This window comes from Helcobacillus massiliensis (genome assembly GCF_014191425.1).
Lineage (GTDB): Bacteria > Actinomycetota > Actinomycetes > Actinomycetales > Dermabacteraceae > Helcobacillus > Helcobacillus massiliensis.
The window spans coordinates 1-14,359 of sequence record NZ_JACHWP010000001.1; the positions used below are offsets into that span (position 1 = coordinate 1).

General features: G+C 70.9%; 18 protein-coding genes. 17 read left to right on the forward strand and 1 reads right to left on the reverse strand.

The features are described 5' to 3' along the window. The 17 genes from ffh to FHX50_RS00085 all read left to right on the forward strand — a co-directional run. A partial coding sequence (gene ffh, locus FHX50_RS00005; RefSeq protein ID WP_183373439.1) for a signal recognition particle protein occupies positions 1–1,403 on the forward strand: 1,403 nt, incomplete at its 5' end. Further along, the gene (locus tag FHX50_RS00010) at positions 1,400–2,515 is read left to right on the forward strand and encodes an amidohydrolase family protein (RefSeq protein ID WP_343064013.1); all 1,116 of its coding nucleotides are present in this window, start codon (positions 1,400–1,402) and stop codon (positions 2,513–2,515) included. The genes ffh and FHX50_RS00010, both read left to right, overlap by 4 nt. A 427-nt stretch (positions 2,516–2,942) precedes the next feature. Continuing rightward, complete coding sequence (rpsP, locus tag FHX50_RS00015; protein WP_183373440.1) at positions 2,943–3,419, forward strand: 30S ribosomal protein S16; 477 nt, start codon at positions 2,943–2,945, stop codon at positions 3,417–3,419. A 2-nt stretch (positions 3,420–3,421) separates the two neighbouring features. Further along, positions 3,422–3,664: an RNA-binding protein gene (locus FHX50_RS00020; protein WP_183373441.1), complete on the forward strand. Its 243-nt coding sequence runs from the start codon at positions 3,422–3,424 to the stop codon at positions 3,662–3,664. Positions 3,665–3,760: 96 nt separating this feature from the next. Continuing rightward, entirely contained in the window at positions 3,761–4,636 is an 876-nt protein-coding gene (locus FHX50_RS00025) for a hypothetical protein (protein WP_183373442.1), read from the forward strand. Between the two features lie 15 nt (positions 4,637–4,651). Beyond that, a complete protein-coding gene (gene rimM / locus FHX50_RS00030) occupies positions 4,652–5,233 on the forward strand; it encodes a ribosome maturation factor RimM (protein WP_183373443.1) in 582 nt (193 codons plus the stop codon). 1 nt (position 5,234) lies between these two features. Next, positions 5,235–5,963, forward strand: a complete 729-nt coding sequence (gene trmD / locus FHX50_RS00035; RefSeq protein ID WP_183373444.1) for a tRNA (guanosine(37)-N1)-methyltransferase TrmD — start codon at positions 5,235–5,237, stop codon at positions 5,961–5,963. A 295-nt stretch (positions 5,964–6,258) separates the two neighbouring features. Continuing rightward, positions 6,259–6,609: a 50S ribosomal protein L19 gene (rplS, locus tag FHX50_RS00040; RefSeq protein WP_183373445.1), complete on the forward strand. Its 351-nt coding sequence runs from the start codon at positions 6,259–6,261 to the stop codon at positions 6,607–6,609. A 41-nt stretch (positions 6,610–6,650) separates the two neighbouring features. After that, entirely contained in the window at positions 6,651–7,190 is a 540-nt protein-coding gene (gene lepB, locus FHX50_RS00045; RefSeq protein WP_311199377.1) for a signal peptidase I, read from the forward strand. A 5-nt stretch (positions 7,191–7,195) separates the two neighbouring features. Next, positions 7,196–7,996, forward strand: coding sequence for a signal peptidase I (gene lepB, locus FHX50_RS00050; RefSeq protein ID WP_183373446.1), 801 nt, complete (start codon positions 7,196–7,198; stop codon positions 7,994–7,996). Position 7,997: 1 nt separating this feature from the next. Next, positions 7,998–8,693 carry a ribonuclease HII gene (locus FHX50_RS00055; protein ID WP_183373447.1) on the forward strand — a complete coding sequence of 232 codons (696 nt, stop codon included), beginning with the start codon at positions 7,998–8,000 and terminating at the stop codon, positions 8,691–8,693. Positions 8,694–8,703: 10 nt separating this feature from the next. Then, entirely contained in the window at positions 8,704–9,006 is a 303-nt protein-coding gene (locus FHX50_RS11950) for a DUF2469 domain-containing protein (RefSeq protein ID WP_183373448.1), read from the forward strand. Positions 9,007–9,110: 104 nt separating this feature from the next. Further along, positions 9,111–9,509 (forward strand): YraN family protein, encoded by a 399-nt coding sequence (locus FHX50_RS00065; RefSeq protein ID WP_239376328.1) that lies wholly within the window; start codon positions 9,111–9,113, stop codon positions 9,507–9,509. Next, positions 9,506–11,041, forward strand: coding sequence for a YifB family Mg chelatase-like AAA ATPase (locus tag FHX50_RS00070; protein ID WP_183373449.1), 1,536 nt, complete (start codon positions 9,506–9,508; stop codon positions 11,039–11,041). Before FHX50_RS00065 ends, FHX50_RS00070 begins: the two co-directional genes overlap by 4 nt. After that, entirely contained in the window at positions 11,041–12,240 is a 1,200-nt protein-coding gene (dprA, locus tag FHX50_RS00075; protein WP_183373450.1) for a DNA-processing protein DprA, read from the forward strand. Before FHX50_RS00070 ends, dprA begins: the two co-directional genes overlap by 1 nt. A 9-nt stretch (positions 12,241–12,249) precedes the next feature. Then, positions 12,250–12,783: a DUF2087 domain-containing protein gene (locus FHX50_RS00080; protein ID WP_183373451.1), complete on the forward strand. Its 534-nt coding sequence runs from the start codon at positions 12,250–12,252 to the stop codon at positions 12,781–12,783. After that, on the forward strand, positions 12,780–13,721 hold the full coding sequence (locus FHX50_RS00085) for a tyrosine recombinase XerC (RefSeq protein WP_183373452.1): 942 nt from the start codon (positions 12,780–12,782) through the stop codon (positions 13,719–13,721). The genes FHX50_RS00080 and FHX50_RS00085 overlap by 4 nt, the downstream gene beginning before the upstream one ends. Here the strand turns inward: FHX50_RS00085 and FHX50_RS00090 are convergent. Next, the gene (locus FHX50_RS00090; RefSeq protein ID WP_183373453.1) at positions 13,669–14,301 is read right to left on the reverse strand and encodes a M23 family metallopeptidase; all 633 of its coding nucleotides are present in this window, start codon (positions 14,299–14,301) and stop codon (positions 13,669–13,671) included. The two genes, FHX50_RS00085 and FHX50_RS00090, sit on opposite strands and share 53 nt — an antisense overlap. Between the last annotated feature and the right edge of the window lie 58 nt (positions 14,302–14,359).

Sequence of the window (14,359 nt, forward strand, 5' to 3'; positions counted from 1 at the left end):
TTGAAGAGGTCTCCAAGGCTCTCAACCCCGCCCAGCAGGTCGTCAAGATCGTCCACGAGGAGCTCATCGAAGTCCTCGGCGGCGCCACCGGTGAGCTGCGCCTGGCGAAGAACCCGCCCACCGTCATCATGCTCGCCGGCCTCCAGGGCGCCGGTAAGACCACCCTCGCCGGCAAGCTCGCGAAGTGGTTCAAGGAGCAGGGCCACACGCCGATGCTGATCGCATCCGACCTGCAGCGCCCCAACGCCGTCAACCAGCTGCAGATCGTGGGTCGCCGTGCCGGCGTCGCCGTGTACGCCCCGCAGCCCGGCAACGGTGTGGGCGACCCGGTGCAGGTGGCGCGCAACGGTGTCGCCATCGCCCGCGACAAGCACCACGACATCGTCATCGTCGACACCGCGGGTCGCCTCGGTGTGGACGAGGAGATGATGCAGCAGGCCCGCGACATCCGCGACGCCGTCAACCCCGACGACACCCTGTTCGTGGTCGACGCGATGATCGGTCAGGACGCCGCCCGCGTCGCCGAATCGTTCCGCGACGGCGTCGGCTTCACCGGCGTGGTCCTCTCCAAGCTCGACGGCGACGCTCGCGGCGGTGCCGCCCTCTCCATCACCGGCGTCACCGAGCGCCCGATCCTGTTCGCCTCCACCGGTGAGGCCCTCGGCGACTTCGAACGGTTCCACCCGGACCGCATGGCCAACCGCATCCTCGACATGGGCGACATGCTCTCCCTCATCGAGCAGGCGGAGAGGTCGTTCGATCAGAAGCAGACCGAGCAGATGGCGTCCAAGCTCACCAAGGGTGAGGACTTCGACTTCAACGACTATCTGGGCCTGATGGCGCAGATGAAGAAGATGGGGTCGATGAAGAAGATGCTCGGCATGCTGCCGAACATGCGCCAGTACAAGGAGCAGATCGACCAGTTCGACGACTCCCAGCTGAACCGCATCGAAGCGATCATCCAGTCGATGACCCCGTTCGAACGCGCGAACCCCAAGCAGATCAACGGGTCCCGTCGGGCCCGCATCGCCGCCGGCTCCGGTGTGACCGTCACCGAAGTGAACCAGCTGCTGGAGCGCTTCAAGCAGGCGCAGAAGATGATGGGCTCCATGGGCCAGGGGATGGCCGGCGGCGGCATGCCGGGCGGACCCGGGATGGGCTTCGGCAAGAAGTCCAAGGGCCGCCAGCAACCGCAGCAGAAGAAGCGGAAGTCGAAGTCCGGCAACCCGGCGAAGCGCGCCGCCCAGGAGAAGGCGTGGGCGCAGAAGCAGGCGAACCAGCCCGCCGGGTCCGCCTTCGGCCTCGGCGGTCAGGGCGGCGGCGAGATGCCGGACCTGTCCAGCCTCGATCCGAAGCAGCTGAACTCCCTGCCCCCTGAGATGCGGAAGATGTTCGGCAAGTGACAGCCGCGGAGGTGCTCCATCTGAGCGGGCCCATCCTCACCGCCGCCGGTGAGGAGGCCCCCCAGGCGTGGGTGGTGGGCGGCCGGATCACGTTCGAGCGGCCGACGGGTTCCGCCCCCACCCGGCGCCTGGCCGGATACGCGCTGCCGGGCCTGGCGGACCTGCACTGCCACATCGGCATCAACGACAGCGGTGAGGGCACCACCCTGGAGACGGCGCGCGAGCAGATGCGCCGCAACCGCGACACCGGTGTCCTCCTGATCCGCGACGCCGGATCCATCATCGACAACTCCCCGCTGCAGGCCACCGCGCCCGGCGAGGCAGGGCACCTGATGCCCGATCTGGTGCGCTGCGGCCGCCACGTGGCCCGCACCCGCCGCTACCTCATCGGCTATGCCGACGAGGTCGACCCCCAGGACCTGCCGGCCGCGGTGACGACGCAGGCGGAGCGCTCCGACGGCTGGGTGAAGATCGTCGGCGACTGGATCGACCGCGACAAGGGCGACCTCGCCCCCTGCTGGTCCGCGGATGACTTCCGCGCCGCCGCGGATGCCGCCCACGCCGCCGGTGCCCGCATCACCGCGCACACGTTCGATGAGGAGACCATCCCGCTGATGCTGCAGGCCGGCTTCGACTGCCTGGAGCACGCCACCGGCCTCACCGACGAGACGATCCCCGCGGTCGCCGAGGCCGGTATCCCCGTGGTGACGACCCTGGTGAACGTGGACCGGTTCACCGACTACGCCGACCAGGGGGAGCGGAAGTTCCCGCAGTACGCCGCGCACATGCGCCGCCTGCGGGGGGAGCGCTTCGAGCGGACGTGCGACGCCGTCGACGCGGGCGTGCAGCTGCTGAGCGGCACGGACAGCGGCGGCGTGCTCGGCCACGGCATCATCCACGACGAGCTCGACGAGATCGCCAAGTGCGGCCTCAGCGCCGAGCAGATCCTGGATGCGGCTGTGTTCGCGCCGCACGAGTTCCTCCGCAAGCCCGGGCTGGTGGAGGGCGCGCCGGCGAACCTCATCGTGACCGCGGAGGATCCGCGCCGCGACCACCGAGCGCTGCGCGATCTGGACGCGATCATGCTGCGCGGGGAGGTCGTCGGCGGCTGAGGCCGTCAGCGCAGGATCCGCATCAGCGCAGGATCAGTGTGAGCGCGATGACCAGCATCGTCACGCCCACGAGGACGTCGAGCAGGCGCGCCCCGTAGCCGAGCGCCGTGAACCACAGGATGCTCGCAGCAATCGCGCCGAGACCGAAGCTCCACCGGCCGTCCCCGTGCGCTGCCGCGCCGCAGGGACAGCAGTCCGGAGAGGAGCATGGGGTCGATGGTGGGGCCGGTGGGCAGGATGCGACTGTGCGGACCGGCACATGGGATCGCCCTGGCCGGGTGCGGTGAATCCTGGCATAATCATCTGCTGTATGTGTCGCCGGCAGCCCTCTACCTGCCGCCGATGCGTCCAGCCGAAGGACGTGCGCCCCGCATGACCCCACAGGGTGCGCCGAATTCACCCACCGTCAAGAAGGAGAGACAGCCGCGTGGCCGTCAAGATTCGTCTGAAGCGCATGGGCAAGGTCCATGCACCCCACTACCGCGTCGTCGTCGTCGATTCGCGCAAGAAGCGCGACGGCGCCGTCATCGAGGAGATCGGTGTCTACCGTCCCACCGAGGAGCCCTCGCTGATCGAGGTCGACTCCGAGCGTGCACAGTACTGGCTGGGCGTCGGCGCCCAGACCTCCGACCAGGTCGCAGCCATCCTGCGCGCGACCGGCGACTGGGCCAAGTTCAAGGGCGAGGAGGGCGCCGAGGGCACCCTGAAGACCAAGGCCGAGAAGGAGTCCGCTGAGGAGCGCATCGCCGCCGCTGACAAGCAGGCAGCTGAGAAGCGCGACGAGGCGAAGAAGGCCAAGGAGAAGGCAGAGGCTGAGAAGGTCGCCGCCGAAGCCGAGGCCGCTGAGGGCTCCGAGGACGCTCCGGCTGAGGACGCCTCCGCTGAGGCGTCGGACGAGGCCTGAGCATGACCGCTCGCGCTGAGGCACTGTCGCACCTGGTCAGCGGCATCGTGGACAACCCCGATGACGTCCGCGTCAGGGAGAAGAACACGCGCCGCGGCCCGCTGCTGGAGGTCCGGGTCAACCCCGAGGACCTCGGCCGCGTGATCGGCCGCTCGGGTCGCACCGCTCGCGCTCTGCGCACGGTCACCCAGGCGCTGTCCGATGACGACGTCCGTGTCGACATCGTCGACACCGACAAGCGGTGACCCAGCCGCAGCGACCGTGCCCCTCATGCACCAAGGCGGCAGCACCCTCCGGGGCGCTGCCGCCTTCGCTCATCCCCACCACCTGAAGGCAGACCAGTGACCATCACCCGTACGCTCCGCCGCACCACCGCCACCACCGCAGCGGCCCTCAGTTCCCTGCTGCTCATCGCCGCCTGCACCGGCCCCGGCGGGCAGGCGCAGAAGCCGGCCGAGCAGCAGAGCCCGTCGGCGTCCAGCACCGCCGCTGAGAACCCCGCCACGAAGGCGGCCTGCCTCGACTTCTTCGGCGACCCCGACTACCTGTCCCCGAAGGCGTACGAGATCCTCGGGCTCGCCGGCAGCGTCGCCGAATCCACCGATGGCGACACCCAGTTCTTCGCCTCCGGCGCCGACACCCTGCGCACCGTGTTCCAGGACGCCGACGACTCCGTCCGCACCGACGTGGAACCGCTGATGGCCTGGTTCCAGGACGAAGCCCCGAAGGGCTCGAAGGCGGACATGGGGGCGTTCGCCGACGCTTACCGCGGTGTCGCCGCCGCCTGCTCCGGCTATTCGCAGGCCGCCGCGTTCGACGCCGACCCGTCGAAGGGCGGCCAGAAGTCCGCGAAGCTCGTGTGCTCCGAACTGAGCACGAAACCGCAGACCCTCGGTGTGTTCAGCACCGCGAACGTGCTGCCGTCCGAGATGTTCCGCGTGGTGGGGCTGTCCCCGCGCACCGTCAGCGCTGACGACATGGACACCGTGAAGCGGGTCAACGACTACCTCGAGCAGCAGAAGCGCGCGGTGGACGATGAGGGCGTCGCCGCCGCCATCGGCGAGATCCAGAAGCCGTTCACCGCCGCTCTGGACGGCGACATGGACTCCCCGGGGCTGCGGGACGCGATGGACCAGTTCGGCTCCGCCTGCTCGTCCGCCGGATTCTCCGGCGCCAGCGACGTCACCGACAGCGAGTCCGGCGACCTCGCCGGCTGACAGACAGGAACTCCCATGCCCAGCGAGAACACCATCACCGTCGCCGTCGGCACCATCGGCCGGGCGCACGGACTCAAGGGGGAGGTGGCCGTCATGCTGCGCACCGACATCCCCGAGGTCCGCCTCGCCGACGGGGCCGTGCTCGACCTCGACCCCGCCGGCGTCATCGGTGCGGACACGACAGCTCTGCCGCGCACCCTCACCGTCACCTCCACCCGCATCCAGCAGGGCCGCTGGTACGCGAAGTTCGCTGAACTGCGCGACCGCACCGCCGCCGAACAGGTCCGCGGCGCTGACCTCACGGTGCGGCTGGACCGGGACGAGGAGTTCGAGCAGGATCCTGACGCCTGGTACCCGTCGGAGCTGAAGGGCCTGCCGGTGGTGACGGCCGACGGCACCGAACTCGGCACCGTCCTCGACCTCGAGCACTACCCCGCGCAGGACGTCCTCATCGTCCGCGCCGTCAGCGGTCAGCGCGTCATGTTGCCGTTCGTGGAGGAGCTCGTGCCGGAAGTGGACCTCGAGCAGGGGCGGATCGTCGCCGACCCGCCCGGTGGTCTGTTCGACCCGGAGAACGCGGACTCGGAGCGCGACTGACATGCGCATCGACGTCATCACCATCTTCCCCGAGTACCTGCATCCGCTGGACCTGTCCCTCATCGGGAAGGCACGCCGTGACGGCGCCCTCGACCTGCAGCTGCACAACCTGCGGGACTTCACCCACGACCGCCACCGCACCGTGGACGACACTCCCGTCGGCGGCGGCGCCGGCATGGTGATGAAGCCGGAGCCGTGGGCGGAGGCGTTCGCCCACGTCATCGAGGCGGGCCGACGGGCCCTGGGGGACGATCAGGCGCAGCCGATCGTGATCTTCCCGAACCCCGCCGGTGAGCCGTTCCGGCAGGCCGCGGCGCAGTCCCTGAGCGGTGAGCAGTGGCTGATTTTCGCCTGCGGTCGCTATGAAGGCATTGACGAGCGCGTCTACGAATACCTGCGGGACACCGGCATCGAGACGCGCCTGCACTCCCTCGGCGACTACGTCCTCAACGGCGGCGAGGTCGCGGTGCTGGCGATGACCGAAGCGATCGTTCGGCTCGTGCCCGGCGTGCTCGGCAACCCGGAGTCGATCGTGGAGGAGTCCCATTCGGTCGGTCTGCTGGAGTACCCGATCTACACGAAGCCGGCATCGTGGACGTCGCCGGACGGGCAGGTGCGCGACGTGCCGGAGGTGCTGATGAGCGGGCATCACGGTCGCATCGCCCAGTGGCGGCGCGAGCAGGCCGTGCAGCGGACCCGGGAGCGGCGGCCGGACCTGCTGGGGGAGTGACCCCGTCGGCCCCCCTGCGCGCGGCAGGCGGCGGCCCGTGGTGGGATTCGCACCGCAGCGGCGGGGCGCAGCATTGCCCCCGCGGGGCTTTGGTGGAAGAATCGTGGACTGTGCGCATCGCGCCGTCCACTGCCTCAGGGGTGGTCGGCACTGAGCGATCGGGCAGGTCCGTTGCCATGGGAGTGGCAGCCAGAGGCCCAGCACACACCTCATTGTGAGTGACGCTCGTCGGCCGCGTGCCGGCGAGGGTGAAGACATCTCCCGTCGACCTGGGGCGAGGGGTAGGAGAGACATCATGCAGAAGCTCGATGCACTCGATGCAGCTCAGCTGCGCGACAACATCCCGGCGTTCCGCGCGGGCGACAACGTCAAGGTCCACGTGCGCGTGGTCGAGGGCAACCGCTCTCGTATCCAGGTGTTCCAGGGCTACGTCCTCGCTCGTCAGGGCGGCGGCATCCGCGAGACCTTCCGCGTCCGCAAGGTCTCCTTCGGTGTGGGCGTGGAGCGCGTGTTCCCGGTGCACGCACCGACGATCGACAAGATCGAGGTCGTGACCCGCGGTGACGTGCGCCGCGCGAAGCTGTACTACCTGCGCGGCCTCACCGGCAAGAAGGCCCGCATCCGCGAGAAGCGCGACCACAGCTGAGCACCGCTCAGTCACGTCCGGAACGGCGGCCCCTGTGGACAGTGGTCGCCGTTTCCGTCATTCTCGCCCTCCTGGCGGTGCTCGGGGTGCGGCAGTTCGTCACCGAACCGTTCCGCATTCCCTCCGAGTCGATGCAGCCCACCCTGCAGCGCGGCGATGTCATCCTCGTGGACCGCAGCACCCGGGGCACCGCAGAGCGCGGCCAGGTCGTCGTGTTCGACGGCACCGGCTACTTCTCCTCGGCCGACGGGTCCACCCACTTCTGGACGAAGCGCGTCATCGGGATCGGCGGGGACGAGGTCCAGTGCTGCAGCCCGTCAGGCGCCATCACTGTCAACGGCGACGAACTGGACGAACCCTACCTGCCGCCGGGGGTGAAGCCGTCGGCCCAGGAGTTCCACGTGAAGGTCCCGGCGGGACGGATGTTCGTCCTCGGCGACAACCGTGAGAACTCCGCTGATTCCCGCAGCCAGCTCGGCGCCCCCGGCGGCGGCATGGTGCCCGTGGAGCGGGTGCGCGGAGAAGTGCGCTGGATCGTGCTGCCCCCTGGGCGCTTCGGCGGCGCCCCCGACCTAGGATGAGACCGATGAGCACCTCACCTGAGACTTCCCCACCGGCTGCGGAGCCCGATCCCGCGCCGACCGGCCGCCGCCGTCGCGCAGCGCGCCGCGGCCTCGGCCGCACCATCCTCGACTACGCCCTCACGCTCGGCATCGCGCTGCTGATCGCCGTGCTGATCAAAACATTCGTGGTGCAGCCGTTCTACGTGCCGTCCGGGTCGATGCGCCCCACCCTGATGGAGCAGGACAAGATCCTCGTCTCGAAGTTCCACGACGACCTCAAGGACATCAACCGCGGTGACGTGGTGGTGTTCGAGGACCCGTCGGACTGGGTGGGCAGCGAGTTCCCGGAGCCGACAGGTGCCCGCGCCGGTGTGCAGAAGGCCCTCAGTGTGGTGGGTCTGATGCCGGACCCCTCGCAGCGGTTCCTCGTCAAGCGCGTCATCGGCATGCCCGGTGACACCGTGCAGTGCGAATCCACCGACGGGCCAGTGAAGGTCAACGGCGAAGAGCTGACGGAGCCGTACATCAGTCCCGATGCGGGCGCCTGCCAGGCGGAGTTCTCCGTCACCGTCCCGCAGGGCAAGTTCTGGGTGATGGGCGACAACCGCTACCGCTCCGCCGACTCCGCCTACCGCGAAGCCAGCGGCATCGACGGCTTCGTGCCCGAGGACCACCTGGTGGGCCGCGCGTTCGTCATCATGTGGCCGATCAGCTCCTGGGCATGGCTGAACGACGGCGAGAAGTCGTTCAGCGGCGTGCCGGAGCCGTCCGCCCGCGCCGACCAGGTGACGCTGCGACGCGGCGACCTCGCTGCCGCCGCCTGACATGGTCGTGGACCCCACCGCGGTCGACGAGGAGCGCCTCGCCGCGGACCTGTTCGCCGCCCACCCCGACGCGGCCCGCGCCGCCGTCATCGGTGTGGACGAAGTGGGCCGCGGAGCCCTCGCCGGCCCCGTCCTGGTGGGCGCGTTCGCGCTCATCGTCCACCGGCGGGCCGACGGGTCCGCCCGCGCCCAGGTCCTGCCGGACGGCATCCGCGACTCCAAGCAGCTCACCGCGAAGCGCCGGGCCGCCGTCAGCGCCGCCCTGCGGGCGGACGAGGACCTGATCTGGGCGACCGGGTCCGCCGCCGCGGTCGAGATCGACGAGGTCGGGATCGGCGCCGCGCTCGGCGTGGCGGCGAGGCGGGCACTGGAATCCGTCGGCCGCCGCCTCGAGGAGACGGATGCCCAGCTGCCGATCGCGGGGATCATCCTGGACGGCAACCTGGACTTCGTCACCGACGGCCTCGGCCCCGTGCCCGTGCTCGTGCGGGTGAAGGCCGATCAGGACTGCGTCAGCGCTGCCGCGGCGAGCGTGCTCGCGAAGGTGGAGAGGGACTCCCTCATGGAGGCGCTGGACCGGACGGCGCCGGCGTATGCGTGGGCGTCGAACAAGGGGTACGGATCGGCCGCACATCGCGCCGCGATCGCTGAGCACGGTCTTCACCCGGAGCACAGGTCCACCTGGAAGCTGGCGTAGGGTTGACGGCGTGAGTGCACACGATCTCGAAGAGTACGAAGCGGAGATGGAGCTCGCGCTGTATCGCGAGTACCGCGATGTGGTCAGCCTGTTCACCTACGTGGTGGAGACCGATCGCCGCTTCTACCTCGCCAACCAGGTGGACCTGCAGGTCCGCTCCGCCGGCGGGGAAGTGTTCTACGAGCTCACCCTCGCGGATGCCTGGGTGTGGGACGTGTACCGCTCCTCGCGGTTCGTCCGCTCCGTGCGCGTGGTGACGTTCAAGGACGTCAACGTCGAAGAGCTCGCGAAGCCGGACATCTCCCTGCCGTAGCAGCCGGCGGCTGAGCAGGCGCTCGGCGGCGTTCACACCACCACTTGTCCCCGGGGAGGCCGACGGGGCGGCGCGCGGACCGATGGCCGGGCACGGTGGGGTGCATGAGCATCGCAGCATTCGCCACCGGAGACCACATCGCCGCCATGAGCCCGCGGGAGATCGGCCGGCTCGGAGAGGACCTCGCCGTACGCCGCTTGGTGCGGGACGGCTGGACCATCCACGACCGCAACTTCCGCACCCGCCGCGGGGAGATCGACATCGTCGCCTCCGACGGCGACACCCTCGTGTTCGTCGAGGTGAAGACCCGCCGCCCCTCCCATGTGGGCGCCGGTGTCCACGCGGTCGATGAGAACAAGGTGCGGCGTCTGCGCACCATGGCGGGCTACTACCTGATGAACCGGGCGCCCGCGCACAGCGCGATCCGGATCGACGTCATGTCGATCGCCGTCAGCGTCCACGCCGAGCCGCGCATCGACCACATCCAGGACGTCTGCTCATGAGCGTCGCGCGCACCCTGTCGATGGCGCTGAACGGGCTGGACGGCACCGTGGTCGATGTCGAGGTGCAGCAGACTCAGGGTCTGCCCGGGATGAAGATCGTCGGCCTCGCCGGCACCGCCACCCTGCAGGCGCAGGACCGGGTACGGGCCGCCTGCCACCATGCCGGGCACCCGAAGATCAGCCAGTCGAAGTTCATCATCAACCTCACGCCCGGGTGGCTGCCGAAGAGCGGCTCCGGGTTCGACCTGCCCGTCGCCGTCGCTGTGCTCGACGCCCACGGTGTACTGCGGTCCGGCCCGCGCTCTCGGACGCTCCACATCGGGGAGCTCAGCCTGGACGGCGCGATCCTCCCGGTGCCGGGCGTGCTGCCGTCCCTCCTGGCCGCGCGCGAGGCCGGCATCACCCGCGCCGTCATCCCAGCAGCGAACGCCGCGGAGGGCCGCCTCGTCCCCGACCTCGAGGTGATCGAAGCGGAGCACCTCGCCGACGTCATCGCCCTGTACGGCGGGGCGTTCACCCGCACCCGCAGCGACCGCACCGACCATGCCGCGCCTGCGCCGCGCACAGCCAAGGCACCCGTCGGTGACTTCGCGGATGTGCACGGGCAGGAGCAGGCGAAGCTCGCCGCGGAGGTCGCCGCCGCCGGCGGCCACCACCTGTCCCTCATCGGCCCGCCCGGTGCCGGCAAGACCATGATCGCTTCCCGCCTGCCGAGCATCCTGCCGCCGCTCGCCACCGCCGATGCCCTGGACCTGTCGGCGGTGCTGTCCCTCACCGGGGAGTTCGACGCCGCCGCGGGCCTGCGCCGCACCCCGCCGTTCATCAGCCCGCACCACACGGCCTCCACCGCGTCCGTCATCGGCGGCGGGTCCGGGATCGCTCGGCCCGGTGCCGTCTCCCTCGCCCACGGCGGTGTGCTGTTCCTCGACGAAGCCCCCGAGTTCCAGCGCACCGCGATGGAGGCACTGCGCGAACCCCTCGAATCAGGCGTGGTGCGGCTGCACCGTTCCCGCGGCGCCATCACCTACCCGGCGCGCTTCCAGCTCGTCATCGCCGCGAACCCCTGCCCGTGCGGACAGGCCTGGGGCAAGGGCGGCGCCTGCACCTGCTCCCCGATGGCGAAGCGCCGCTACCTCACGCGCATCTCCGGACCCATCGCCGACCGCATCGACATGCGGATCGACGTTCCACCGGTGCGCGCCATCGCCGCGGACACCGCACCTCCGGCCGAACCCAGTGCCGTGATCGCGCAGCGCGTCCGCGCGGCCCGCGAACGCCAGGCCGCCCGACTCGCCGGCACCGGGTACCACCTGAACGCCCAACTGCCCAGCAGCATCCTCTCCCGTCTGATGCCGCTGCCCGCCGCCGAGGAGGCCCTGCTGCGCCGCCTCGTGGACCGCGGTGCCCTCACCATGCGCGGGCGCGCCCGCGTCCACCGGCTCGCCTGGACCCTCGCGGACCTCGCCGACCGCAACCAGCCGACGGATGCCGATGTCGGCCACGCCCTGCAGCTTCGAGGAGAGACCCACTGATGAACGACCGAGACGCCCGCGCCGCCTGGAGCGCGCTCGCCGAACCCACCGACCCCGTTGCCCGCGCCCTCATCACCGAATTCGGGCCCGCCCGGGCTCTCCAGCTCGCTCTGCAGCCGAGCGTGCACCAGCTGCATGACGCGATCCGGCACGCGGCCGAGAGCCCGTCGGCCGATGAGATCGCGGTGGACGCCGCGGACCGCTCGGCGCTGCGGGCCCCGTCGCTGGAGATTGCGGAGCGCGCCCACCTTCGCTGGTGCGACCGCGCCGGATCCGTGCGGCTGGAGGACCTGATCGATGACGCGGACCGCGCCGGCATCGGCTTCCTCACCCCGGAGGACGACTCCTGGCCGGGAGCCGTGGAGGACCTCGGGGTCAACGCCCCGTACGGACTGTGGATGCGCGGCAGCGCCTCACCCGCGGACCTGCTGACGGCGCGGCCGACGGTCGCGATCGTCGGAGCCCGCGCCGCCACCGCCTACGGTGCCCAGGTCGCGGGGGACCTCGCTCTTGGTGCGGCGGAGCGCGGCATCACCGTGGTCTCCGGCGGCGCGTACGGCATCGACGCCGCTGCCCACCGCGGCGCCCTCAGCGCAGGCCAGTCCCTGACCTGCGCGGTCCTCGCCGGCGGCCTGGACCGGTTCTACCCGCGCGGCAACGAGGACCTGCTGCGGGCCGTGGAGCGGCACGCCCTCATCCTGTCCGAAGCGCCGATGTTCACCGCGCCCACCCGGTGGCGGTTCCTCGCCCGCAACCGCATCATCGCCGCGCTCAGTGCCGCGACCGTGGTGGTGGAGGCGGCGCTGCGCTCCGGCGCCCTGTCCACTGCGAACCGGGCTGATGACCTGTCGCGGCCCGTCGCGGCGGTGCCGGGGCCTGTCACCAGTCCCGCCAGTGCCGGCTGCCATCGTCTCGCCCGGGAGAACGGAGCCGTCCTCATCACCGACGCCGACGAACTCGCCGAACTCGTGACCTCATCACCCGCGAGTGACGGCACGGGCGTGGTCGATGAGCTGGATCTGCTCTCCGCCGCGGACCGGCGGGTGCTCGATGCGGTCCCGCCGCGCTCCGTCATCTCCTGCCGCGCCGCCGCTCGCGACTGCGGCCTGGGCGTGGATGCGGTCCAGGCGGCTCTGCAGCGCATTGCGATGCTGGGGCTGGTGGAGCTCACGGGCAGTGGGGTGCGGCGGCGGCTCTAGACTGGCGGGATGAACCGCACCGCCACCGCCCCGACCCTCGCCCCGCAGCTGCTCGCTGCGCTGAACGACCCGCAGCGACTGCAGATCGTCGGCGCGCTCGCGGGCGGGGCGAACAGGGCGGATCTCGCGGCACTGGTGGGGGAGAAGGCGCTCGCCGGGCACCTGAAGCGGCTCGCCTCCTGCGGTCTCGTCACCGACCCCGACGGCGAACCCGCCCTGGACCTGACGGCGTTCGCGACGGCTCAGCAGGGCGTGCAGACGCTGCGCATCGCGGCGCGCGGCCCGGCACCGCTGGAGCGCCCCGACATCAACGCCCTGTTCGAGGACGGTCTCGTGCGGACCCTGCCGGTGAAGCCCGCCGCCCGCGACGCTCTCCTGGAATGGATCGCGGAGCGCTTCTTCACCCGCGGCTCCTGGACCGAAGGCGAAGTGAACGCCGTTCTCGGCACCGTCGTCATCGATCACGCCACCGTTCGCCGCTTCCTCATCGACCAGGGCCGGCTGCGCCGCAGCGCCGACGGCTCCGCCTACGCCCGGCCATGACCGCCCCGAAGCTGACCGACGCGCAGCAGGCCGAACTCCACGACTTCGCGCGGTACCTGCGGCTCGAACGCGGCCGCTCCGCCCACACCATCACCGGCTACCTCCGCGACGTCACCTCCCTGCTCACCTTCGCGAACGCCCTCGGCGAAGAGGTCGAGCTCGCAACCATGCGGGACTGGCTCGCGCAGCGCTCCGAGAAGGGCCAGGCTCAGGCCACGCTCGCCCGCGCCGCGGCCGCCACCCGAACCTTCACCGCGTGGCGCCTCGACACCGGCCGGGCCGACCACGACCCGGGCCGGCGACTGCGCACCCCGAAGCGAGGCCAGCACCTGCCGAGCGTGCTCACCGCCCGGCAGATGACGAACCTCCTCGACCAGCCCGCGGAGGCATCGGCCGGCGAGGACGGCGAGATCAGCGACCAGGACCGCGCCCTCGCCCAGCGCGCCACCGCGATCCTCGAGATCCTCTACTCCACCGGTCTGCGCGTCAGCGAACTCGTCGCCCTCACCCCGCGCAGCATCGACCGCGGCCAGAACACGATCCGAGTGCGCGGCAAGGGCAACAAGGAACGCGTCGTCCCCGTCGGCCGCCCCGCCCTGCGCGCCCTCGCTACGTGGATGGAGGACGGCCGACGGGTACTGGCCAGCCAGAAGACCCCCGCCGACGCCGTGTTCCTCGGCGTGCGCGGCGGCCGCATCTCCGACCGCGAAGTGCGCCGCATCGTCGCCGACGCAGGCCAAAGAACCGGCACCGGCGGCCGCATCAGCCCGCACACCCTGCGGCACAGCGCCGCCACCCACCTCGTGGAGGGCGGAGCGGACCTGCGCAGCGTGCAGGACATCCTCGGCCACTCCTCCCTGCAGACCACGCAGATCTACACGCACGTCACAGCGGAGAGGCTGCGCTCCACCATCGACCAGGCGCATCCGCGGGCCTGACCGGAACGCGCGGCGGTGCCGTCGGAGGGGCAGCTGCGGCGTGAGCGGGGACCTCAGCGCTGGAGCGGGGCAGCAGCACACTCGGGCCGCGCACCCCCAGCAGCGGCAGCGGATCCAGGTACTCTAGTTCCCGCGGCACCCCCGTCCGCTTCGCCCCCAGATGCAGGCACGGCACGTCACCGCAATGGGAGAAGCCGCCGGAGCCGTCCAGCTCGCCGATCACATCGCCCCGTCGGACCGCCTCCCCGGCGCGGCGCTGCGTGAGAACCGGTTCATACGTGGAGACCAGGCCGTTCGCGTGGCGGACCGTCACCACGGGTTTGCCGGCCACCGGTCCGGCGAAGGCGATCACGCCGTCGTCCACCGCGGTGACGGTGGGGGAGGAGGCGGTGATGTCGATGCCGCGGTGACCTGCGGAGTAGACGGTGTCCGGACGGTCGAAGAGTGAGACCACGTCGTGGTCGGGGCCGAGCGGCCACGCCCAGATCCCGTCGGCCTCGCCGCCGACTGCTGGAGCAGCGGGCACGGCAAGGCTCAGCAGGAGCGTGAGGAACAGGGTGAGAGCGCGTGCAGCAGACATGCTTCGAGGGTGCGTCGGGCCGCACGGCGGGGCAACGGTGAACACCCGGGTGTGGACA

What these genes read in the sequence shown, in the direction of transcription:
- FHX50_RS00020 (WP_183373441.1), top strand. Translation starts at nt 3,422, where the DNA reads ATGACCGCTCGCGCTGAGGCACTGTCGCACCTGGTCAGCGGCATCGTG.
- rimM (WP_183373443.1), top strand. Translation starts at nt 4,652, where the DNA reads ATGCCCAGCGAGAACACCATCACCGTCGCCGTCGGCACCATCGGCCGG.
- trmD (WP_183373444.1), top strand. Translation starts at nt 5,235, where the DNA reads ATGCGCATCGACGTCATCACCATCTTCCCCGAGTACCTGCATCCGCTG.
- rplS (WP_183373445.1), top strand. Translation starts at nt 6,259, where the DNA reads ATGCAGAAGCTCGATGCACTCGATGCAGCTCAGCTGCGCGACAACATC.
- lepB (WP_183373446.1), top strand. Translation starts at nt 7,196, where the DNA reads ATGAGCACCTCACCTGAGACTTCCCCACCGGCTGCGGAGCCCGATCCC.
- FHX50_RS00055 (WP_183373447.1), top strand. Translation starts at nt 7,998, where the DNA reads ATGGTCGTGGACCCCACCGCGGTCGACGAGGAGCGCCTCGCCGCGGAC.
- FHX50_RS00065 (WP_239376328.1), top strand. Translation starts at nt 9,111, where the DNA reads ATGAGCATCGCAGCATTCGCCACCGGAGACCACATCGCCGCCATGAGC.
- FHX50_RS00070 (WP_183373449.1), top strand. Translation starts at nt 9,506, where the DNA reads ATGAGCGTCGCGCGCACCCTGTCGATGGCGCTGAACGGGCTGGACGGC.
- dprA (WP_183373450.1), top strand. Translation starts at nt 11,041, where the DNA reads ATGAACGACCGAGACGCCCGCGCCGCCTGGAGCGCGCTCGCCGAACCC.
- FHX50_RS00080 (WP_183373451.1), top strand. Translation starts at nt 12,250, where the DNA reads ATGAACCGCACCGCCACCGCCCCGACCCTCGCCCCGCAGCTGCTCGCT.
- FHX50_RS00085 (WP_183373452.1), top strand. Translation starts at nt 12,780, where the DNA reads ATGACCGCCCCGAAGCTGACCGACGCGCAGCAGGCCGAACTCCACGAC.
- FHX50_RS00090 (WP_183373453.1), bottom strand. Translation starts at nt 14,301, where the DNA reads ATGTCTGCTGCACGCGCTCTCACCCTGTTCCTCACGCTCCTGCTGAGC.